Genomic DNA, 20,709 nt, shown 5'->3' on the forward strand with positions numbered 1-20,709 from the left:
GGGCTAATAATGAACTTTTCTTATGTAAACCCAACCAAGATTTTCTTTGGTCAAAAACAAATCGCTGCAATCAAAGAAGCTATCCCATCCGACCAAAAAGTTTTAGTGGTATACGGTGGTGGCTCCATCAAAAAAAATGGCGTGTACGACCAAGTAGCAGAAGCTCTTGAGGGACATGAATGGCTAGAGTTTTCAGGTGTTGAACCAAACCCAACCAAAGAAACACTCGATAAAGCAGTCGCAATGGTAAAAGAGCATGGCGTTGACTTTATTTTAGCGGTAGGTGGTGGTTCAGTCATCGATGGTTCCAAATACGTAGCAGCGGCATCAAAGTACGATGGTGATGGTTGGGATATCATGATTGGTAAGCACCAAGTCACTGAAGCGACGCCTCTAGCTGCAATTTTGACATTGCCAGCAACAGGCTCAGAGTCAAACATGGGCGCAGTTATCACTAAAAAAGAAACTCAAGACAAACTTCCGTTCATGTCTCCAGCAGTGCAGCCAAAATTTGCCGTGTTAGACCCAGATGTAATGAAAACACTGCCAGAACGCCAGCTTATCAACGGCATTGTTGACGCATGGGTGCACGTATGTGAGCAATACTTGACGCTTCCTACCGGTGCAATGGTTCAAGATGGTTACGCAGAAACACTGCTGAAAACTTTAAAAACACTCGGAGAACAGTTTGCGGAACGAGACGACGATATGTGGCGCGCAAACTTAATGTGGTCTGCTAACCAAGCATTGAATGGGTTAATTGGTAGTGGCGTTCCACAAGACTGGGCGACACATATGATCGGCCATGAATTAACGGCTCTATGGGGCGTTGATCATGCGCGTTCTCTTGCAATTGTCCAACCGTCGTTACTTCGTAACCAAATGCAGTTTAAGCGCCCTAAGTTAGAACAAATGGGTCGCAACGTATTTGGTCTTGAAGCAGGTGAGGATTTAGCAGAGCGCACAATAGAATCTATCGAAGCGTTTTATCATCAACTTGATGTCGCAACTAAGCTCGAAAACTATGGTGAGAGCCGTGAACAAGCTATCGATGCCATCATTGATCAACTAAACAAACACGGCATGACTGTTTTAGGTGAAAACCAGGCGATCACACTTGAACGTAGCCGAGAAATCTTAGAGTTAGCTGTCTCATAACTGCAACAATTCTTCACTGCCCTTCCTAGGGTTTAACGGTATTGTGACTTAACAGTCACAATACCGTTTTTTTATGCTATTTTGTAAGCCACATCACGTTCAAAACGAGGAGGCTTCTAAAAACAACGATTCCCTCCAGACAAAAAATCGGCCGTGTTGGTTAGTAAAGAGACAACTGTCCAGCTTTACACAAATAAAAATAATTGAGATCAAAAAACGAGTTAACTCGTTAATTAAGTTTTGATTTGTTGTAGTGATGTACTACATAATTTTGTCTGTTCGAGAAAACACTTTATGTGGCTAGTTGTTGTCGTATTAGCATTCATACATATCATCAGTATCCGTAAAGGCTCTAAATGGCTCTTTTACGTTTCTAAACCATTACCAGTGCTCTGTATGCTTGGTATTTTAATTCAGTCCCCGGCTTACCCAATGCCATATGCGCATTGGATTTTGATTGGCTTATCGCTCTCGTTGCTTGGTGACGTGTTATTAATGCTCCCTAGAGACAAGTTCATTACAGGATTAGTGCTCTTTTGCTCTGCCCATCTCTCCTATAGTTATGGCTTTGCCATCATGTCAGCGTGGCATTTTACACCTTGGCTACCAATTGCCTTGTTCGGACTCGGTATATGCGTCTACTGGTTGTTCCGACCGGATCTCGGTAAAGAGAAACGGCCAGTTGCCAGTTATATATTGGTACTGATGACTATGTGCTGGGCTTCGATCGAGTATTATTTGAGTGGGAAAACACAATCCTCCTCTTTTGCAGTGCTCGGAAGCTTTATCTTTATTATCTCTGGCATCGTATTGGCTTTCGAACGCTTTGGAGGACGGTCAATATTTTCACGACAAGTTGTCATGGTGACCTACTATTCTGCACAGACATTAATGGTTATGTCTGTTGTTGCGATTGTTGTTCGTTATCCGTATCTCGTTGAACTGAGTTAGTCATACTCTAGACTGCACCAACATTAAAGAAACATGGATGTATCTTGTAAGCGATCTGAATAGAGTCTTAAAATCATCGCCTAAACATTAGCTTATTCTTAATGAAATTACGCGCACAACTTGCTATTGTAAAAGGATATTTTTCCGTTATAGCGTGCCCCTTTGAAAGAGAATACTCCCGTCGTTGAGTTTAGCGACGTAAATAAGTGGTATGGCGATTACCACGCTCTAAAAGACATCAACTTCTCCGTGCATTCTGGCGAGATCGTCGTGGTGTGTGGCCCTTCAGGTTCCGGAAAATCAACGCTCATTCGTTGCATCAACCATCTTGAATCGATTCAAGGAGGCCAGCTTCATGTGTTCGACCAGCCTTCTCACGCAAAATCTCTCAAGCCCGGTAAAATCGGCATGGTGTTCCAACACTTTCACCTTTTTCCTCACTTGACTGTACTGGAAAACCTCACCTTAGCGCCGATTCGCACACAAAAATTGTCAAAACAAGAAGCTGAAAAACGCGCAAAACATTACCTAAAGCGAGTCAATATTGAAGAGCAAGCGAGTAAGTATCCTATCCAGCTTTCTGGCGGTCAGCAGCAACGCGTCGCGATTGCCCGCTCCTTGTGTATGGAACCGGATTTACTCCTGTTTGACGAGCCAACTTCGGCGCTTGATCCGGAAATGATCAACGAAGTGTTGGATGTCATGGTTGAGCTGGCTCAAAGCGGAATGACGATGATTTGCGTCACGCATGAAATGGGATTTGCCAAAAAAGTAGCGAACCGCGTGGTATTTATGGATGAAGGCCAAATCGTGGAAATGAACTCTCCAGTCGCCTTATTTGAGACACCACAGCATCCACGAACCCAAGCATTTTTGAACCAAATTTTAAGTTACTGATGATAGTTCGCGTAATCAAACCAGTCCTTCAAGCTTTACTGCAAATGACGCTCCTCTTCATCGCGATTGTGTGGGTGTTGGACTCTGGTGCCGACGCTATGGGCTATCAATGGCAATGGGAGCGCGTACCTGATTACATCGCTTTTTATGAAGATGGCGAATGGTGGCCGGCAGAACTTATTGATGGGCTATTGGTCACGCTTAACATCTCGGCTATTAGTCTATTTTTTACCTTAGTATTAGGGTTGGTTACCGCGTTACTAAGGCTTAGCGATTCGAAAGTCGGCAATGTTATTGGTACCACTTATGTCGAAGTAATACGTAACACGCCGTTGTTGGTGCAAATCTATTTACTCTACTTCGTGTTTGGCCCCGTGATTGGTTTAGACCGATTCAGTACCGCCGTTTTGGCATTATCTCTTTTCCAAGGTGCCTACACCGCGGAAATATTCCGTGCAGGTTTAAACAGTATTCCTAAAGGGCAATTCGAAGCAGCACAAACTCTCGGACTATCACCGTTTTACACCTACAAAGACGTAATTTTTCCTCAGGTTTTACAGCGCACATTAACGCCATTAACCAATGAAGTGGTTTCTTTGATCAAAAACTCTTCCATTGTAAGCGTGATGGCGATTTTTGATCTAACAACACAGGCACGCAACATCGTCTCAGAGACGGCGATGCCGTTTGAAATTTGGTTTACCGTGGCAGCAATTTATCTTGCTCTCACTCTGTCACTTTCTGGCTTGTCTGCATGGCTAGAACACAAACTCGGAGCCAGTTGGCGCAAATTATAAGGAGATAACATGAAGTTATTCAAAGCGACCATTACTGCATTATTAGGGCTAGCCATCGCTATGCCTACTCTCGCGAAAGAAGGTGTTGCCACACCCAATGTAGATCAAATCAAAGAACGAGGCACTTTGCGCGTTGGTATGTCAACATTTGTACCTTGGGCAATGCGTAACAAGCAAGGTGAGTTAATCGGTTTTGAAATCGATGTTGCCAAACGCTTAGCACAAGATTCAGGTTTGAAAGTGGAATTCGTACCGACTGCATGGGATGGCATTATTCCCGCATTACTGGCGAAAAAGTTCGACGTGATCATTAGTGGCATGTCTGTTACGCCTGAACGCTCCAAAAGCGTCTTGTTTACTGAGCCCTACTCGCACTCAGGCGTTCAAGTAGCAGCAAACAAAAAACTCGCCTCTGGTTTTAGCGAATTTTCGGATTTTGATTCACGACGCGTAAAAATTGCGGCTCGTCGCGGCGCATTCACCGTTCAAGTAGCCAGAGAAACCTTCCCGAAAGCGAAGATCCTGCAATTCGATGACGACGCACAAGCGTTCCAAGAGGTGCTGAATGGTAACGCCCACGCGGTCATTGCTTCTAGCCCAAAACCAGAACATGAGACAGTGAAACACAGCGACAAACTATTCCTTCCATTCTCTGAGCGACTATCACAAGGTAACGAAGCCTTTGCAGTTCGTTTGGGGGAAGAAGATAAAAAGGCCTTTTTCAATAAATGGATTGAAGCAAGAACCCAAGATGGATGGTTAAAACAACGTTATGAATACTGGTTCTCGACATTAGATTGGCAAGATCAAGTCGCGCAAGGCCAGTAATCTTAATGGCTCGTGGACGCCGCGAGCCTATACTCTCCAATCATTCATTTTACTTTTCCATAACTTATCGGAGTCAAATTTTTGGGCGAACACACTACCACTCGCACAGCACCCGCGAAATCCAGCACAGGCTACCTTTTACCGCAATTAAACACACTAGACTGGGTACTACTTGTTATGTGCGGTATCGGTGGTGTTTGGCTGTACCATCGGTCCGCTGTTGGTGTGCATTATTTGTGGCAGTGGAAAGAGGCGCTTGAATTACTTTTCACGCCTAGAGCAGATGGTAGTTTGCCCTACTTCTTCCAAGGTTTGATTTCGACGTTAAGGCTCAGTGTTTGGGGCATAAGCTTCGCATTAGTGTTTGGCACTTTGTTAGGCTTAGGACGCTTCTCTCGTTCCGTTTGGTTGCGCACACCTGCCAATGCGTTTATCCAGTTAGTGAGAAACATCCCTCCGTTGGTATTTGTTTTTATTTTCTACTTTTTCATTTCTAACCAATTGATCCCGTTACTTGGTTTGGAAGATCTTCTACGAAACTACAACGGCGAACCAAATGCGCTACAGCACTTTCTGTTTGGGCCTTCGAACCTTTGGGAAAACCTTGCCTCTGGCGTGTTATGTGTCGGCTTACTCTCTTCTGCCTACATTGCAGAAGTTGTGCGCGGTGGTTTACAAAGTATCGACCAAGGTCAGTGGGAAGCGGCTGACTCATTGGGCTTGTCTCGATGGGTGAAATACCGATTTGTTATCGCGCCACTGGTGCTTAAATCAATCACACCTGCACTTGCCGGTCAAACCATCTCTTTGGTGAAAGACACCTCTATTGTTTCACTGATTTCGATACAAGAAATGACGTTTGTTGGGACAGAGATGGCAAATTCATCAGGGTATATATTTGAAATTTGGTTGATTGTCGGCCTTGCTTACTTCTTAATTTGTTTTGGTCTGTCACTTATTTTTCGCCATATTGAAGCAAAATCGGAAGCCATTTCAAATTAACTCAACCGCATATGTAATTAGGCACATTTGATTCTTCAAATCAGAATTGCACCCTGTTACATTGACAAGATGCTAAATTTTCGGCGTTTTTCATGGAGTTAAAGAATCAATCCGACTACGAGCGATACATAAAACAAGATAATCTTGGTGAATATTACGTAGTTCTCAATCAATTCACTTTTCACAGTGTTTATCAGCCAATTTTTGATAGACGTCAACGTATTATTGGTATGGAAGCCTTACTGCGTATTCGTGGCATTGATGGTTCCCTAATTCGTCCTGACGTGTTTCTGGCCAATAATGGTCTTGATCCCTACTTTCGCTTATGTGTAGAGTTTTTATCTAGAGCAATGCACATTCGAAATTTTGCACGCTATTTCGCAGGGACGCCGATCAAACTGTTTCTTAACGTCATGCCTCAAACGCTACTCACACTAACCAAAGACATGGGCTTTAAAGATAACGGCCTGCTTTACAAACGCCTTTCCGAACTTGGTATGAGCCCATCAGACGTAGTTTTTGAAGTAGTCGAAGAGTCATGCGGAGATACGGATTTATTAATCAAAGCCGTACAGTTAATGAAAGCAAATGGTTTTATCTTTGCTATCGATGATTTTGGCGCCCAACATTCTGATATCGCACGTGTTCAGCAGCTCTGCCCTGACATCATCAAAATCGATCGTTCCTATTTGCTAGACTACTGCGCCGGAGAAACCTTTTCCATACATAGCGCCGTTGATCTAGCGGATCATATGGGAGCAAAAGTCATTATAGAAGGGGTTGAAGAAGACGTGCAGCTACAAGCTATGTATCAACTTAATTTGGATTATTACCAAGGCTTTTACTTAGGAAAGCCTTGCGCCATTCATCACTGGACAGATAGCCTAAACATCGAGACGACAGTGCATTAACACTGCCCACTTACAGCACAGTGAAACCAAAAAAGCGCCGATATAATATGCTCGGCGCTTTTTAGTTTTACTCAGATGTCACTTATTTAGTTAAGCGTTCATTTCCCTAGAAAAAATCAATAGAATTACGTCCGCTCTTCGGATCACGAGTGGCTTGCGGTTTGTCTTCTTTTTTGCCTTTCTTAGCAGACTGAGACAACGCTTCTTTCTGCGCTTTACGCTCTTTATGTGCCGCTTTACGGCCTGTTGATTTAGGCCCAGAGGCTTTAGGTGACTTACTTTGACGAGACTTATCTTTACGAGAAGACTGTGCTTCTTTTTTCGCTTTCTTTTCTGCTTTTTGCTCTGCCGTTTCAGGTTCGGTTACTGGCGCATCGCAAACCACAACATAATATTCCTGGTTAAACTCAAAAAAGTCACCATCATACATCTTGCGGCGCTTACGTGTTTCTAGTTCACCATTCACCGCAACGTAGCCTTCCTCGATGATATGTTTTGCTTCGCCGCCACCGCTGACCAAGTTTGCGATTTTAAAAAGCTTGTACAGTTCGATTGGATGCGCATCAACATCGATGCCAATCGCTTCGATCTCAATCTCTTCGCCTTCTAAATACTCTTCGTGGTCGTAATCTTGGGTCATGTTACTTACTCTTACTATTTGATGCCCTGAAGTTTAAACGCAATGCTTAAAAATAGAAACCTCTGCCGATGTTCAATCACCGATTCGCCTTGGCGTTTGAGCACCTCTTAACCCATTTAACTTGTCGCTTGTTAGCTTGTATACCGATGCGTAGCTCAAACGAAGATGCAATTACGCAACCTGAAGGTATATACTCTCTAAGTTATTGTTGAAAAGAGCGAATACTTTGTCTCAACCAAGTAGAATTACCTTTGTCACTGCGAACTTGTTTAATTTTGTCGCACCGCCTAACGCCTACTATGATTTCGAGAACATATACTCGTTAGAGCAATGGCGAGACAAACTTTCGTGGACGCAACGTCAAGTTGAAAAACTGGAAGGCGACGTGATTGGCTTACAAGAAGTATTCAGTATCGAGAAGACCCAGGCATTCTTTTCAACCATCGGCTACCCCTACTTTGCGACCGTTGACACTCCACATGTTGAGGATGAGTACATTTACTCAAGCCCTGTTGTGGCAATAGCATCTCGGTTTCCAATAGAAAAAGTACAAGCGGTAGAGTTTGACTTAGCAACGCTTGAGCCTTTTGGAGTAAGTGTTGTTCCAGAGTTCAGTCGCAAACCTATCTATGCCCAAGTAATACATCCTGTACTTGGTCATATCGCCGTTTACGTAACGCACCTGAAATCTCAACGCCCGGCCGACTCAGAACAACCAGAAACGTCTAGCACGATTATTGGGCGCTGGTTATCCACCCAGCAAAGAGGCTGGGAAGCAGCGATGTTAAGAGACGCGATGCAAAAGAGGTATCGAAAAGAACCAATGCCGACAGTGTTAATGGGCGATATGAATCAACCTATCACTCCTATCAGCGTTAACAGCGCATTGGTATCCAATACTGGTGACAGCGTCACTGAATTACAACTCAAAGATGGTTGGTTATTGCAAAGTGCCCCCCTGAAGGATGAACGCCCAGCCACGCACTATCATTTTTCCACTGGGAATGTACTCGACTATATCTTGCTCTCACAAGAGTTTGATACCTTATCAGATATATCGGTTGCCGAGGTTGTTGACTATCAGGTGTCTAACCAACATCTGATCAACCCGATTTATGACAGAGATAAAAACGCCAGCGACCACGCATTTGTGGCGCTGACGGCTGAAGTAAAGCTTTGAGCAACCTATTTAGTTACTTAGTGACGTTTCACAATTTTACGCGGGATAAGTTCTACGCCAGGCTTGTAACGCTTGGCGGAAGCGTTGAGTGCTAACTCCATTGCGCTGTCCGCGATCAACTCAAACTGTTGAGGCAAAGAGTTGATTTTCACAGGCAAGAAGTCCAGCAGTCGATTATCACCAAATGTCGCTAAACGCACCTTTCCCATCAGTTCTGGTTTTTCTAGCATTACATCCAACACACCTTCTAACAGTGTGTATGACGTTGTAACAATGGCATCTGGCAATGCGTTCTCTGTTAACCATCTCTCTAAGACTTTCTTGCCTTCTTCCCGGGAGAAGTGTTGTCCATAACCCACTGTTGCCGTTTTGCCACCTTGTTGAGAAGCAGATAGAAAACCGAGCTCACGCTCTTTTGAGACTTGAAGATCTTGCAATGCACCGATTAAGCCAATGGACTTAATATCCTCTGACAGTACTGACTGAGTGAGTTCAAGTGCGGCGTCAAAATCTTCGCTGATGACACAACAAAAGTGCTCATCATCCATTGGACGGTCTAGCGCGATAACTGGCGTACCAGAATTTTGCAACTTAAGGTAATACTCGTTTGCAGTGGGCATACCACTTGCCACAAACAACGCATCAATGCGACGACTGACTAATGCTTCCGCCACCTTTTGCTCTGTATCAGGATCATCATCAGAGCAGCCAATCAAAATTTGGTACCCCGCTTTCCGAGAGTTCTGCTCTATCAGCTTTGCAAGACGCGCATAACTGGTGTTCTCTAAGTCTGGGATGATAAGCCCAAATGAGCGTGAATTACCTGCCCGCAAGGAAGACGCCGCATGATCTGGCTTATAATTGTACTCATCTACAACGGCCATCACCTTTTTCTGAGTCTTCTCGCTGATGCGGTATTTCTGCGCTTTTCCGTTAATCACATAGCTTGCAGTTGTCTTAGAAACACCCGCTAATTTGGCTATTTCATCCAGTGTCATATTCTAAACCTTATTCTGTGCGCGCGATCATATTAATACATCAACGATCTTTCGATAAGTTGAATTATAAGCTGAACCGATTCAGTATGAAAGCTGAAAGGATTCAGCAAAACTTAAAAATTGACGTAAATCACCCGAACACGCAACAAACCAATTTGTGAGCTAGGCTATAGGACAGCGGCAAAGGCTCGTTTGTTAACGTCAGTTTTTAAAACAGTTTTTCTGAGTCTTTTAAAAAATTTACCAACAAGCTGAATCGATTTAGCTTGAAAGATAAAAGGTTTGAGGAGTGATAAGTGCTCAGAAGAAGCGGCGTTCAACTTCTCACACAGAATACATTTTTAAATTGATACCTTAAGGCTGGAGAAGCACCATGCTTAAGCTAAATAAGAACGACATTACCCTCTCGCAATCAGCGACAGATAAGTTTGAAGCAATAAAGAGTATTGCTCATAGCCTGACTGATAAAGGCCTAGTTGAGCAAGGTTACGTTGAAGGCATGCTAAACCGTGAAAACCAAAACTCTACGTTTTTGGGGAACGGTATTGCCATACCGCACGGTACAACCGACACTCGTGCAATGGTGAAAACAACGGGTGTTGCTGTGCACCACTTCCCACAAGGTGTCGACTGGGGTGATGGCAATACTGTGTTCGTCGCTATCGGTATCGCAGCTAAATCTGATGAGCACCTTGGCATTCTTAAACAGCTCACCAAAGTGCTAGGCGCAGATGGCGTAGAAGAACGTCTGCGTAATGCAAAAAACGAAGACGAGATCATCGCCCTACTGCACGGTGATGTTCAGCTTGAAGCAGACTTTGACGCTTCTTTAATTCAACTGATGTTCCCTGCGAGCGACATGCTACAGATGAGTGCTGTTGCTGGTGGTCTGTTGAAAAATACGGGATGTGCTGATAACGAATTCGTTGCTGATCTCGTTACCAAACAACCAACTCACTTAGGTAATGGCCTGTGGTTAATTGGCAGTGACAAACATGTCACTCGCACAGGTGTGTCATTTGTCTCGACGGCAAACGACTGCGAATATGAAGGTCAAAAAGTGCGTGCACTTGTCGCGTTCGCGGCATGTAACAATGCTCACCAACCTATCCTAAAAACGCTTTCTAATATTGTGTTTAACAATGAACACGGCAAGCTTTTAGATGCATCAGTAGAACAGATTCTTGCTTTGTTCAAAGGTGAAGAAGTCACAGCTGCATCTTCAGAAGAAGGCAATACCGCTGTATTTAAAATCAAAAACTCTCACGGCCTACATGCTCGTCCGGGGGCAATGTTAGTCGCAGAAGCGAAAAAGTTTGAATCCACTATACGTGTTTCCAACCTAGACGGAGATGGAAAAGCAGTAAACGCGAAGAGCCTAATGAAAGTCATCGCGCTGGGCGTTAAGCACGGTCACCAACTTCAATTTACAGCAGAAGGCCCTGATGCGCCGCAAGCCTTGGAGTCTATCGGAAATGCAATCGCTTCTGGCCTTGGTGAAGGTTAAGGATCCGATATGACAAACAAAACAAATAAGGTTGTCACTATTACGCTCAACCCGGCATTGGATTTAACAGGTTCAGTAAATGAACTAAACGTTGGTTCCGTGAGCTTAGTACAGCAAAGCAATCTCCACGCTGCAGGTAAAGGTGTCAACGTAGCAAAAGTGTTGAGCGATTTAGGCGCAGATGTCACGGTTACCGGCTTTCTTGGTAAAGATAACCCTGAGCTATTCCATCAGCTTTTCAATGACATCGGCGTTAAGAATGAGTTTGTAGAAGTACAAGGTGCAACTCGTATCAACGTCAAGCTCGTTGAGGCTAATGGAAACGTTAGTGACATTAACTTCCCTGGTGTTCAAGTTACGGCAGAAGAAATCGCGCGCTTTGAAGAAACCCTATTCCGCCTTGCTGAAACACACGATTACTTTGTATTGGCAGGCAGCCTACCGGGCGGTGTTACTGCAGAGCAATGCGCTGCATGGATAGAAGCACTGCATCAACAAGGCAAAAAGGTGTTGTTCGACAGTAGCAAAGCCGCATTGAAGTCAGGTATTGATGCTCACCCATGGTTAATTAAACCTAACGATGAAGAACTTGGTGATTTTGTTGGCGAACATCTAGCAACACCTGAACAGTGCCAAGCTGCAGCGCAAACACTGAGCGACAAAGGCATAGAAAACATCGTGGTTTCTATGGGACCTGACGGTGTTATGTGGCTCAACCAAGGCGAATGGCTTAGTGCAAAACCGCCTCAAATGCATGTCGTGAGCACCGTTGGCGCAGGCGATACGCTGGTCGCTGGCTTGTGTTGGGGCCACATGCAACTGATGCCTAAAAACGATTTATTGCGCTTCGCTACGGCACTTTCTGCTTTGGCAGTTAGTCAAGTTGGCGTAGGGCTAACCAGTCAGGAAGAACTGGAAAATATCAAGCGACAAACTGAAGTTAGCGCGCTTTACCCTATTACAAACTTAGAACAAAACTAAGGAACAGAAGGTTATCGTATGAATATTGCCATTATTACTGCCTGTCCGAGCGGTGTAGCAAATAGCATCCTTGCGGCAGGATTACTAGAACAAGCCGCCGCAAAATTAAACTGGAATGCCAAAATAGAATGTCAATCAAGTGTGGTTGAACCAACACTATTGACGGAAGCTGACGTTGAACAAGCAGAAGTCATTGTCATTGCGGCAAATACTAGCGTCGACACTTCCCGTTTTGTAGGAAAAAAGGTTTACCAAGCGGAAATTAGCGAAGTAGCAAAAGACGCAACTGCGTTTCTCCAGCAAGCGGTTGAAAACGCCACTTTACTTGAAAAAGCAACCACACTTGCAGCCCCTATCACTGCAGATACAACATCAGCAGCGAAGAAAATTGTTGCAATCACCGCTTGCCCTACTGGCGTTGCGCATACCTTTATGGCGGCAGAAGCTTTAGAAGAAGAAGGCAAGCGTCGTGGCCATCAAATCAAGGTGGAAACTCGTGGTTCAGTTGGCGCTAAAAACCAACTGACTGAGCAAGAAATTGCAGATTCCGATCTGGTGATCATTGCTGCGGATATTGAAGTGCCACTTGATCGCTTTAACGGAAAAAAGATGTACCGCACGAAAACAGGCCCAGCTCTGAAGAAAACAGCCGAAGAGATGGACAAAGCATTCGAGCAAGCCACGGTGTATCAACATTCTGGTTCAGCTAACTCTTCATCTACCACCGAAGAGAAAAAAGGCGCTTACAAACACCTAATGACGGGTGTTTCGCACATGCTTCCTGTTGTCGTTGCAGGTGGTTTGATCATCGCACTATCTTTCGTGTTCGGTATTGAAGCATTTAAAGAAGAAGGCACACTAGCAGCAGCCTTGATGAACATTGGTGGTGGCTCTGCATTCGCATTGATGATTCCTGTACTTGCTGGTTACATCGCGTTCTCAATTGCTGACCGTCCGGGTCTGGCTCCCGGTCTTGTTGGTGGTATGCTAGCAAGTTCAACGGGTGCTGGTTTCCTAGGTGGTATCGCAGCTGGCTTCATTGCCGGTTACGCAGCGAAACTCCTCGCAGATAAGGTGAAACTGCCACAATCGATGGAGGCGCTTAAACCGATTCTGATCATTCCATTTGTAGCAACATTGTTCACTGGTCTTGTGATGATCTACATCGTAGGCGGCCCAGTTTCAGGCATCATGAACGGCCTGACTGACTTCCTAAACAACATGGGTTCTGACAGTGCAGTACTACTGGGTATTATCCTTGGCGCAATGATGTGTTTCGACCTAGGAGGCCCTGTCAACAAAGCCGCTTACGCATTTGGTGTTGGCCTTCTGGCTTCACAAACTTACGCGCCAATGGCGGCAATCATGGCCGCAGGTATGGTTCCTGCGCTAGGTATGGGTTTAGCGACCTTCATTGCGAAGAACAAATTTGAACAAAATGAACGTGAGGCTGGTAAAGCATCATTTGTCTTGGGACTGTGTTTCATCTCTGAAGGCGCAATTCCATTTGCTGCGAAAGATCCAATGCGCGTGATTCCATCTTGTATGGCCGGTGGCGCGCTTACTGGTGCCCTATCGATGCTATTCGGTGCGAAATTAATGGCACCACACGGCGGTCTATTCGTGCTGCTAATTCCTAACGCAATTTCACCAGTATTAATGTATTTGGTGGCTATTGCAGCAGGTACAGCGGTAACTGGCTTTACTTACGCATTCTTAAAAAGCAAAGCAGAAGCGAAACAAGAAGTCGCAGCTTAATTAGAGCGACTCCGGTTAACAATGCCACCCTCGAATTTGGCATTTAGCACCTCCCTTTAATTCCGGTTAAGGGAGGTGTTTTTTATTCCGCAGCCGGAACGGCTACAATGTCTACTTCCCCACTGTTCATATCCACCGTTGCTTGATAAGCGCTATGCGGGTCACCGTAGTGCTTGAAGGTAAAGTGGTAAACGTTAGCTGGCGTCCACAAGGTTTTTGAATCTGCGGGCAGAATGTCATAGCCATCTTGCTGATAAAGCTCTGTCGCCATTACATTTGCGATTGCCGCCTGCTGGTTAGCGTCTCGATCCACCTTTGGCTCTAGTGACGGGTTACTTGGATAAGATTCACCGTTGTAACTCATGAGTCGATATGAGCCATTACTCCAAACGATAAAGTCCTGCCAACCATTACTGTAACTGTCGGCTAGTACAATAGGCGTGCGAGTTACCGACATTCGATTGATAACGTTTCCCTCATTATCAAACATATATGCAGAGCAGCCACCACTACCACAGAAATAGCGATCTTGAAGCAACACTATGTGTTCTGCCTTGCCGTCGCTGTTTAGGTCGGCGCTACCCGATAGATAACGTAGGTTGTCTTGCTCGAGCGACAGCCCTTCAGGGGCTAAAACCTTACTATCAATCCAACTGGAAATGACTTCGGCACTAACACTGTTAATTTTAGGGGCAGGTTGTTTGGTTTCTGTCGGCATGCTATCCGTCGCGGTGCAGCCAACCAAGGTGAAAGAACCAACGAAGAAGAGTCCGTTTAATATGCGCTTATTCATGTAATCTCAATCTTTGATGTGTCGTTACATCAGTATACGCATGATTTGCATTGTAATCGTAAGAAAATCATTAAAATCAAGCAAATGAATGGTTTGGTATATATTAGTAAGATCAAAAAAGCCCCGAAGAAAACCTTCAGGGCTAGGCAGGAAGCTGGCAAATAGCCAGGAGTCCCTATGCAGTGATCGGTTTTACCCTAAACAGAATTGCAAACATCACTGGCACCACTATCAGTGTCAGTACAGTAGCAAAACCAAGACCTGCCATAATCGTTATTGCCATCGAGCCAAAGAAGGCGTCGAAGACCAGTGGAATCATCCCCAAGATAGTTGTTAGCGCAGCCATACTTACCGGACGAACGCGGCTTATCGCACTATCAACAATCGCGAGGTAAGGATCTTTACCTGACTCCAACTCAAGGTTAATTTGGTCAAGCAACACAATACCGTTTTTCAAAATCATGCCACTTAGGCTTAACAAACCAAGGAATGCTGTAAAACTGAACGGCATGTTCGTGGTAAGCAAACCAAAAGCAACGCCAATGATCGCTAACGGAACGGTGAACCAAATTACCAACGGCTTTTTGATTGAGTTAAACAATAAAATAGTAATGATGAACATCAACAAGTAACCCATCGGCAATGAACCGAATAGGCCTTCTTGTGCATCTTTGGATGATTCGTACTCACCACCCCATGTGATTTCGTATCCTTCTGGAACATGCAATGCCATCACTTTAGGCTGTACACGAGCAAATAAGCTTGCTGCCGTGTCGTCACTCAACACATCATGGTCCGCGAGAACGGTTAACGTACGCTTACGGTCACGACGCTGAATTAGCGGCTCACTCCAATCCAGTTGAACGCCATCAATCACTTGATCAACCGGAATATACGTTTGCAACGAAGGACTCCAAATGGTCACGTTTTGTAGTGATTCAAAATCTACGCGTTCTTCTTCAGGAAGACGTGTCATAATTGGCAACGTATGTGTACCATCACGCAAGTAACCTAAGGTGCTACCACCAAACGCCATTTGCAGTGTGCTTGAAAGATCTTCTTTCGAAATACCTAAGCGACGAGCTTTAGACTCATTGAAAGCGGGTACAAGTTCCTTGGTGCGCTCTCGCCAATCGTGACGAATGTTTCGAGCACCAGGGTCGGTATGAAGGATGTCTTCAACTTGCACCGCCAAGTCACGTAAAACTTGTGGTTCAGGGCCAGTAATACGCGCTTCGATCTTAGACGCTGGTGATGGACCAAATTCCATCAATTTAAACTGGAACGTAGGCGCATCAAATGTTTTCGCCAGATTCTCATCTAACTTATGCAGTAAACCAAACATTTTCTCACGATCAGTCGCGCGAACTTGGAACTGCGCGTACGCTTCGTAACTTTTTTCTGGTTGATAGGTTAAAGCAAAACGCTGTAGGCCCTGCCCAATCGAAGCAGAAACAAAGTCAATATCATCTTGCTGACGAATGTAGCTTTCGACCTCTTCAGCTTTTTTAATCGTTTCACGGATGTCAGTACCCTCTGGCATCCACATATCCACGTAGAACATCGGCGTATTCGATGGTGGGAAGAACTGCTGTTTTACATTACCAAATGCCACGACAGCACCCACTAATAGCGCCACCATGCCAGCAACGGTAAGCCAGCGGAATCGCAATGCAAATTTCAGTGATGCCCCAAATACGACAAACAACCAGCCTTTATAAGGATCATCTTCGCTAGTACCCTGCTCTTTGTTTTCCTCTTTCAACAAAAGATCGGCAAGGAAAGGCGTCAGTGTAATAGCGGTAATCCAGCTTAAAAATAGTGAGAAACACAGCACCCAGAATAGAGAGCCCATGAACTCACCTGTCGCATCTTGCGACAAACCGATAGGTGCAAAAGCCGTAATTGCAATAACAGTTGCGCCCAGCAAAGGCCATTGTGTTTGCTTTACAATATCGACAGCCGCTTGAACTTTGGTACGCCCTTTCTTTAGGCCAACCAATATGCCTTCCACGACAACAATCGCGTTATCAACCAGCATACCTAAGGCAATAATTAACGCGCCAAGAGAAATACGATGCAGTTCGATGTTGTTGTAATTCATCAAAATGAAGGTACCAAATACCGTCAATAACAACACAACTCCAATGATGACACCACTGCGTAAACCCATAGTAAACAGCAACACAATGATTACGATCGCCACTGCCTCCGCTAGACTAATTACAAACGCTTTAACAGATTCATCCACCTCATTGGCTTGGTTGTAAAAGTAGTTCATATCGATGCCAGCAGGCTTGATAGACTCAAGGCTCGCGAGCTCCGCATCCAAACGTTCACCAACCTCAACCACGTTCACACCCGATGCAAACGAGATACCGATATTAATCGCTTTTTGACCGTTAAAGAGTACGACGTTGCTTGGCTTCTCTTGAATACCGCGAGAAATCGTTGCTACGTCTTTTAGACGAATTAGATTTCCTGTGTCACGGCCATGAATGATCAGATTTTCTAGTGCTTCTACAGTGTTTAAGGTGCCGCTTGGGCGAATAACAAGGCTTTCGCCATTGACCATCACTTCACCTGCTGAAACCACATTGTTTTGCTGGTTCAACAAGCTCGAAACCACATTCATGTCTAAGTTCAGTGCAGCAAGGCGATCAAGTGAGATCTCAACGAATAGCATTTCTTGCTGATCGCCCGTGATGTCTACCTTACCAACACCATCAACAAGCTCGATTTCACGGGTCAGGTAATCCGCATAACGTTTCAGCTCTACATAGTCGTAATCGTCACCAGTGAGCATTAACATCACGCCATAAACGTCACCGAAATCATCAATGATCTGTAAAGACTGAACACCTTGAGGCAATGATGGTCGTAAATCATTAATTTTACGGCGCATTTCATCCCAAATTTGCGGCAGTTCATCAGGACCATAGTCCATTTCCATGCTCACCGTTATTTGAGACATACCATTAGAAGACGTAGAGGTAATTTTGTCGATATAAGGGAGTTTTCGAATCTCTTTTTCTAGAGGATACGTCAGCTCTTCTTCAACTTCTTTTGACGTCGCGCCAGGGTATGTTGAGATGATCATGGCATCTTTGATCGTAAATGCCGGGTCTTCTAATCGTCCAAGCTCCAAAAATGACGTTAAACCACCAACAGCAAGGATAATAATGAACAACCAGCTGATGACTTTGTTTTTTATTGAATACTCAGCAATGTTCATTATTGGTTATTCTCCACAACATCCACATGTTTACCTTCGCGTAATTTACGCAGATTTGAATTAATCAGAATATCGCCCTGGCTAACACCTGACGACACAATGGCTCCATTGCCATTCACTTGAGAAATCATGACAGGCACTCGTGTGACAATGTCACCTTCTTTTTTCCACACAAAGAACTCATTCCCTTCACTGCCTGCTTGAAGCGCCGTGACAGGAACACTGTAACCATCAATAGAGGTAATGCCCGCCTTCACCATATCGACCAAAACGCTTACGCTGGTTCCCGGCAATATCTCTGTTTTTGGCTGTGGCATCGTCAAGTACATTTCGTAGGTTTGAGTTTCAGCGTTGGGTTCACTTGTGTGCTCTAAATAGTCCAAAGCAAATCTGCCATCGATGCCGGAGAAGGTTGCTCTAGGCTTGTAGCTCATGCTGTCTGAGTTTGGGTCTACCATCGCTAAAACATTGTCGGAAAGCTCAATACGCACGTAAACCAAATCGTTTTGGTATAGGTTTAACACGGGTTCACCAATTGCCACACGCTCAAAACGTTCTTTGAAAACATCGGATACTTTACCGGCGAACGGGGCGAATAAACGGGTGTAATTCAATTGATTGGTCGCGTTATAGAAAGTAGCCTCAGCTAGCTCTTTATTGGCGGTTAGCTCATCAAGTTCCGCTTTTGAAATCATTTGACGTGCATGCAAGTCTTCACCGCGTTTAAGCTGACGAATTGCAAGTGTGTATTGTGCTTCTGCGTCATTCACGGCTTGCTTCTCTTTGCTATCATCTAGCTTTGCGATCATTTGCCCCTGCTTAACAACGTCACCCGCTTTAACCAATACGTGCTGAACTTCCCCAGCGCGGCGAAATGCCATTGGCGTTTGCTCTGCAGGCACTACTATGCCTTTGAACGCGCGATGTTGACTTTGTACTGGTGCATCCACCGAGATAGTCGACACAAAAAGTGGCTGCTCGACGATAGCTTGGTTTTCATTTTTGCACCCTGTTAAAACTGCAAGTGCAATCGCAGAGATCGTAAGTAGAGAACGTTTCATTAAATGCCTCCCTCACGAACCCAAGCTTTCACCACTTGTCCTTCAACCAGTCTCTCAACACCAGCAATAACAACGTAATCATTGTTATCAAGCCCGGCTTTCACACCACCTGCTGCGTCAAGTGACACAGTGACTTTATTGACCTGCTGCGTGCTTCTGTCCATTACCCAAACTTCACCTTGCGTCCCATTTTTGTTGACCCAAGCAGACTGAGGTAACGTCATCGCGTCCGATACATGTTGTTTAGCAATGTGTACCTGCCCAGTCATACCTGTCAGCAAATTGCGATCTTCTGGTCGAGTGATGGTCACGATCGCCTCATAACTATTGGTATCGATGTTTGGCTGCGTCGAAATTTCTTTAAATTGCCCAGGAATACGTTTTCCTGGCTCGCTATCCATCGTCACCCACATATCGGAGTTTTGCAGTGACTCAAGTGATACAGATTCCGCATAACTTACTGGCAAGGTGAAAGATACATCCAACGTCGTGTTATCAATGAGATTCAAGATCTCCTGCTTCTCTGCTACTACTTGAAACGGGTTGACATAGGTATATGACACAATGCCATCAAACGGTGCGTGAATTTTGGTATAGCTCAAATCGGTTTTAGCTTGTTCGTAGTTCGCCAATGCCGCTTTATATTGAGTTTCTTTCTGATCGTACTCATCAGTACTAATGAGTTTTTTTCCGTAAAGGTTTTTCGCGCGGTCCCATTGTGTTTTCGCTAACGCGTACTGCGCTTGAGCGGCATCTAACGCAAGCTGAAGATCTTTAGGGTCTAACGTTGCGAGCACTTCACCTTTTTGGACTTTTTGACCCATGCGTACACGTAATTCATCAACCTCTCCACCAACCTGAAAAGAAAGCTGCGCGCGATGTGTTGCATCAATACGCGCTAAAAAGGCGTGCGAGTCTTCAAGTTCTAGGTCTTTCACCGCCAGTAATTTTACAGGTTTGATTAAAGGTTCAGACGGCTCAGAAATGGCTTTATTACACCCAGTTAGCATCCCAGAAAGACTTAATGTCACCACTGCGCCAACTAAAGTGCGCTTTAAATATTGTTTTCGCACCCGCTTTCTCCGTAGGTTTTATATATTACACAGCTGTGCAGTATAAGCAGAATTTGAAATTGATCAACATATTTTCCAGGTGGATAGCAAATTAATTAGTCAAAGCGTTCGGTTTCTGGTAAAAGTAAGCGCGTGATTAATATTCGGGAAAATTCGAACTATGAATGAAAGAAAGCAGGGGCGTAGAAGTGCTGAAGCAGCAGAACAAACTAAGTGTCTGATCCTTAAAGTGGCAGCAGATATGTTTTGTGAACTTGGTTACGAGCGTGTCTCGCTGCGCAATATCAGTGAAAAGGCTGGTGTTTCACATAGTTTGATCCGTCACCACTTCGGCAGCAAAGAGAAAATCTGGCAAGCGGTTAGCGATGCAATGGACGAGTTCATGCAGTGCTATATGGCTGAACTCATCAATGAAATGCCGGAGAACACACCTTCGAATAGAAAAATTTATCTGTTTATGGTTCGCATGCTAGCATTTGCTCTCGTCAATCCTCATCCAGTACAGATGATCGCCGATGCCATTCGACAAGGCGATGACGGTGCTCTACTGCAGTATTTCTTAAAGTCAAAAGATGAGTTCGCTGCAATATTTACCGGAATTTTCGAGCAGTACAACAGCGAAAACCCTAATGCACAATTTGATCAGTGGGAATCAAAGTGGCAAATGTTGATCTTCGCACATGGTGCTGTCAGTCTCGCGCCAATGATGCAAGAAACATGGCCGGATATTGCAGATAATCGCGAAAAACTGCTGATCAAGCATTGGGAATTGTTTAATACCATTATGGCCTCTCAATTTGGGATCCCAAAAGAAGAGATGATTCATCCGGAAAAGCTTGAAGATATCGTTATTGATATGTGCTGTACTATTGATGAAGCAGTAAACTAAAAGCAAACAAGCGAAAAGAAGACATAAAAATGCCGAGCTACAAAGCTCGG

Annotated in this window: 18 protein-coding genes; 12 read left to right on the top strand and 6 right to left on the bottom strand. The window is 44.7% G+C overall.

What is annotated here, in order from left to right:
- Positions 1-9: 9 nt before the first annotated feature.
- The 7 genes from R7P35_RS04440 to R7P35_RS04470 all read left to right on the top strand — a co-directional run bounded on the left by R7P35_RS04440 (position 10) and on the right by R7P35_RS04470 (position 6,544).
- Positions 10-1,158 carry an iron-containing alcohol dehydrogenase gene (locus R7P35_RS04440; RefSeq protein WP_005386076.1) on the top strand — a complete coding sequence of 383 codons (1,149 nt, stop codon included), beginning with the start codon at positions 10-12 and terminating at the stop codon, positions 1,156-1,158.
- A 294-nt stretch (positions 1,159-1,452) separates the two neighbouring features.
- Positions 1,453-2,109 (top strand): lysoplasmalogenase, encoded by a 657-nt coding sequence (locus tag R7P35_RS04445; RefSeq protein ID WP_005376394.1) that lies wholly within the window; start codon positions 1,453-1,455, stop codon positions 2,107-2,109.
- A gap of 162 nt (positions 2,110-2,271) precedes the next feature.
- A complete protein-coding gene (locus R7P35_RS04450) occupies positions 2,272-3,006 on the top strand; it encodes an amino acid ABC transporter ATP-binding protein (RefSeq protein ID WP_005386072.1) in 735 nt (244 codons plus the stop codon).
- Complete coding sequence (locus tag R7P35_RS04455; protein WP_054865350.1) at positions 3,006-3,803, top strand: amino acid ABC transporter permease; 798 nt, start codon at positions 3,006-3,008, stop codon at positions 3,801-3,803. Before R7P35_RS04450 ends, R7P35_RS04455 begins: the two co-directional genes overlap by 1 nt.
- Before the next feature lie 9 nt (positions 3,804-3,812).
- On the top strand, positions 3,813-4,631 hold the full coding sequence (locus R7P35_RS04460; RefSeq protein WP_205461044.1) for a transporter substrate-binding domain-containing protein: 819 nt from the start codon (positions 3,813-3,815) through the stop codon (positions 4,629-4,631).
- A gap of 81 nt (positions 4,632-4,712) precedes the next feature.
- Positions 4,713-5,633 carry an amino acid ABC transporter permease gene (locus R7P35_RS04465; RefSeq protein WP_205461045.1) on the top strand — a complete coding sequence of 307 codons (921 nt, stop codon included), beginning with the start codon at positions 4,713-4,715 and terminating at the stop codon, positions 5,631-5,633.
- A 92-nt stretch (positions 5,634-5,725) separates the two neighbouring features.
- The gene (locus R7P35_RS04470) at positions 5,726-6,544 is read left to right on the top strand and encodes an EAL domain-containing protein (protein ID WP_017820958.1); all 819 of its coding nucleotides are present in this window, start codon (positions 5,726-5,728) and stop codon (positions 6,542-6,544) included.
- 106 nt (positions 6,545-6,650) lie between these two features.
- On the opposite strand, the gene R7P35_RS04475 is transcribed toward R7P35_RS04470, so the two are convergent.
- Complete coding sequence (locus R7P35_RS04475) at positions 6,651-7,184, bottom strand: RNA-binding S4 domain-containing protein (RefSeq protein WP_005376400.1); 534 nt, start codon at positions 7,182-7,184, stop codon at positions 6,651-6,653.
- 226 nt (positions 7,185-7,410) lie between these two features.
- Here R7P35_RS04475 and R7P35_RS04480 point away from each other — a divergent pair, with 226 nt between their 5' ends.
- Entirely contained in the window at positions 7,411-8,364 is a 954-nt protein-coding gene (locus R7P35_RS04480; RefSeq protein WP_161441378.1) for an endonuclease/exonuclease/phosphatase family protein, read from the top strand.
- Between the two features lie 17 nt (positions 8,365-8,381).
- On the opposite strand, the gene cra is transcribed toward R7P35_RS04480, so the two are convergent.
- Positions 8,382-9,362: a catabolite repressor/activator gene (gene cra / locus R7P35_RS04485; RefSeq protein ID WP_005386066.1), complete on the bottom strand. Its 981-nt coding sequence runs from the start codon at positions 9,360-9,362 to the stop codon at positions 8,382-8,384.
- Between the two features lie 373 nt (positions 9,363-9,735).
- Here cra and fruB point away from each other — a divergent pair, with 373 nt between their 5' ends.
- From fruB to fruA, 3 genes are read left to right on the top strand one after another with little or no spacing between them, the layout of a single operon-like run.
- On the top strand, positions 9,736-10,869 hold the full coding sequence (gene fruB / locus R7P35_RS04490) for a fused PTS fructose transporter subunit IIA/HPr protein (RefSeq protein ID WP_005386065.1): 1,134 nt from the start codon (positions 9,736-9,738) through the stop codon (positions 10,867-10,869).
- 9 nt (positions 10,870-10,878) lie between these two features.
- Positions 10,879-11,850, top strand: coding sequence for a 1-phosphofructokinase (gene pfkB, locus R7P35_RS04495; RefSeq protein ID WP_318091739.1), 972 nt, complete (start codon positions 10,879-10,881; stop codon positions 11,848-11,850).
- 18 nt (positions 11,851-11,868) lie between these two features.
- On the top strand, positions 11,869-13,608 hold the full coding sequence (gene fruA / locus R7P35_RS04500) for a PTS fructose transporter subunit IIBC (protein WP_042520796.1): 1,740 nt from the start codon (positions 11,869-11,871) through the stop codon (positions 13,606-13,608).
- 82 nt (positions 13,609-13,690) lie between these two features.
- Here fruA and R7P35_RS04505 read toward each other — a convergent pair whose 3' ends face one another.
- The 4 genes from R7P35_RS04505 to R7P35_RS04520 form a co-directional block, all read right to left on the bottom strand.
- Complete coding sequence (locus R7P35_RS04505; protein ID WP_042520795.1) at positions 13,691-14,401, bottom strand: hypothetical protein; 711 nt, start codon at positions 14,399-14,401, stop codon at positions 13,691-13,693.
- Between the two features lie 175 nt (positions 14,402-14,576).
- Complete coding sequence (locus tag R7P35_RS04510) at positions 14,577-17,636, bottom strand: efflux RND transporter permease subunit (protein WP_042520792.1); 3,060 nt, start codon at positions 17,634-17,636, stop codon at positions 14,577-14,579.
- Entirely contained in the window at positions 17,636-18,697 is a 1,062-nt protein-coding gene (locus R7P35_RS04515) for an efflux RND transporter periplasmic adaptor subunit (protein ID WP_005376420.1), read from the bottom strand. Before R7P35_RS04515 ends, R7P35_RS04510 begins: the two co-directional genes overlap by 1 nt.
- A complete protein-coding gene (locus tag R7P35_RS04520) occupies positions 18,697-19,770 on the bottom strand; it encodes an efflux RND transporter periplasmic adaptor subunit (RefSeq protein WP_017820965.1) in 1,074 nt (357 codons plus the stop codon). The genes R7P35_RS04515 and R7P35_RS04520 overlap by 1 nt, the downstream gene beginning before the upstream one ends.
- A gap of 160 nt (positions 19,771-19,930) precedes the next feature.
- Between R7P35_RS04520 and vdeR the strand changes: the two genes are divergently transcribed.
- Positions 19,931-20,659, top strand: a complete 729-nt coding sequence (gene vdeR, locus R7P35_RS04525) for an efflux transporter transcriptional repressor VdeR (protein ID WP_005376423.1) — start codon at positions 19,931-19,933, stop codon at positions 20,657-20,659.
- The last annotated feature ends 50 nt before the right edge of the window (positions 20,660-20,709 follow it).

Source organism: Vibrio sp. Vb0304 (genome assembly GCF_033338995.1).
Lineage (GTDB): Bacteria > Pseudomonadota > Gammaproteobacteria > Enterobacterales > Vibrionaceae > Vibrio > Vibrio alginolyticus.

Bases quoted from the DNA above. Each gene is read 5' to 3' on its own strand.
- R7P35_RS04475 (WP_005376400.1), bottom strand. From the start codon at position 7,184: ATGACCCAAGATTACGACCACGAAGAGTATTTAGAAGGCGAAGAGATT.
- pfkB (WP_318091739.1), top strand. From the start codon at position 10,879: ATGACAAACAAAACAAATAAGGTTGTCACTATTACGCTCAACCCGGCA.
- fruA (WP_042520796.1), top strand. From the start codon at position 11,869: ATGAATATTGCCATTATTACTGCCTGTCCGAGCGGTGTAGCAAATAGC.
- R7P35_RS04440 (WP_005386076.1), top strand. From the start codon at position 10: ATGAACTTTTCTTATGTAAACCCAACCAAGATTTTCTTTGGTCAAAAA.
- R7P35_RS04455 (WP_054865350.1), top strand. From the start codon at position 3,006: ATGATAGTTCGCGTAATCAAACCAGTCCTTCAAGCTTTACTGCAAATG.
- R7P35_RS04470 (WP_017820958.1), top strand. From the start codon at position 5,726: ATGGAGTTAAAGAATCAATCCGACTACGAGCGATACATAAAACAAGAT.
- R7P35_RS04445 (WP_005376394.1), top strand. From the start codon at position 1,453: ATGTGGCTAGTTGTTGTCGTATTAGCATTCATACATATCATCAGTATC.
- vdeR (WP_005376423.1), top strand. From the start codon at position 19,931: ATGAATGAAAGAAAGCAGGGGCGTAGAAGTGCTGAAGCAGCAGAACAA.
- fruB (WP_005386065.1), top strand. From the start codon at position 9,736: ATGCTTAAGCTAAATAAGAACGACATTACCCTCTCGCAATCAGCGACA.
- R7P35_RS04505 (WP_042520795.1), bottom strand. From the start codon at position 14,401: ATGAATAAGCGCATATTAAACGGACTCTTCTTCGTTGGTTCTTTCACC.
- cra (WP_005386066.1), bottom strand. From the start codon at position 9,362: ATGACACTGGATGAAATAGCCAAATTAGCGGGTGTTTCTAAGACAACT.
- R7P35_RS04510 (WP_042520792.1), bottom strand. From the start codon at position 17,636: ATGAACATTGCTGAGTATTCAATAAAAAACAAAGTCATCAGCTGGTTG.
- R7P35_RS04515 (WP_005376420.1), bottom strand. From the start codon at position 18,697: ATGAAACGTTCTCTACTTACGATCTCTGCGATTGCACTTGCAGTTTTA.
- R7P35_RS04460 (WP_205461044.1), top strand. From the start codon at position 3,813: ATGAAGTTATTCAAAGCGACCATTACTGCATTATTAGGGCTAGCCATC.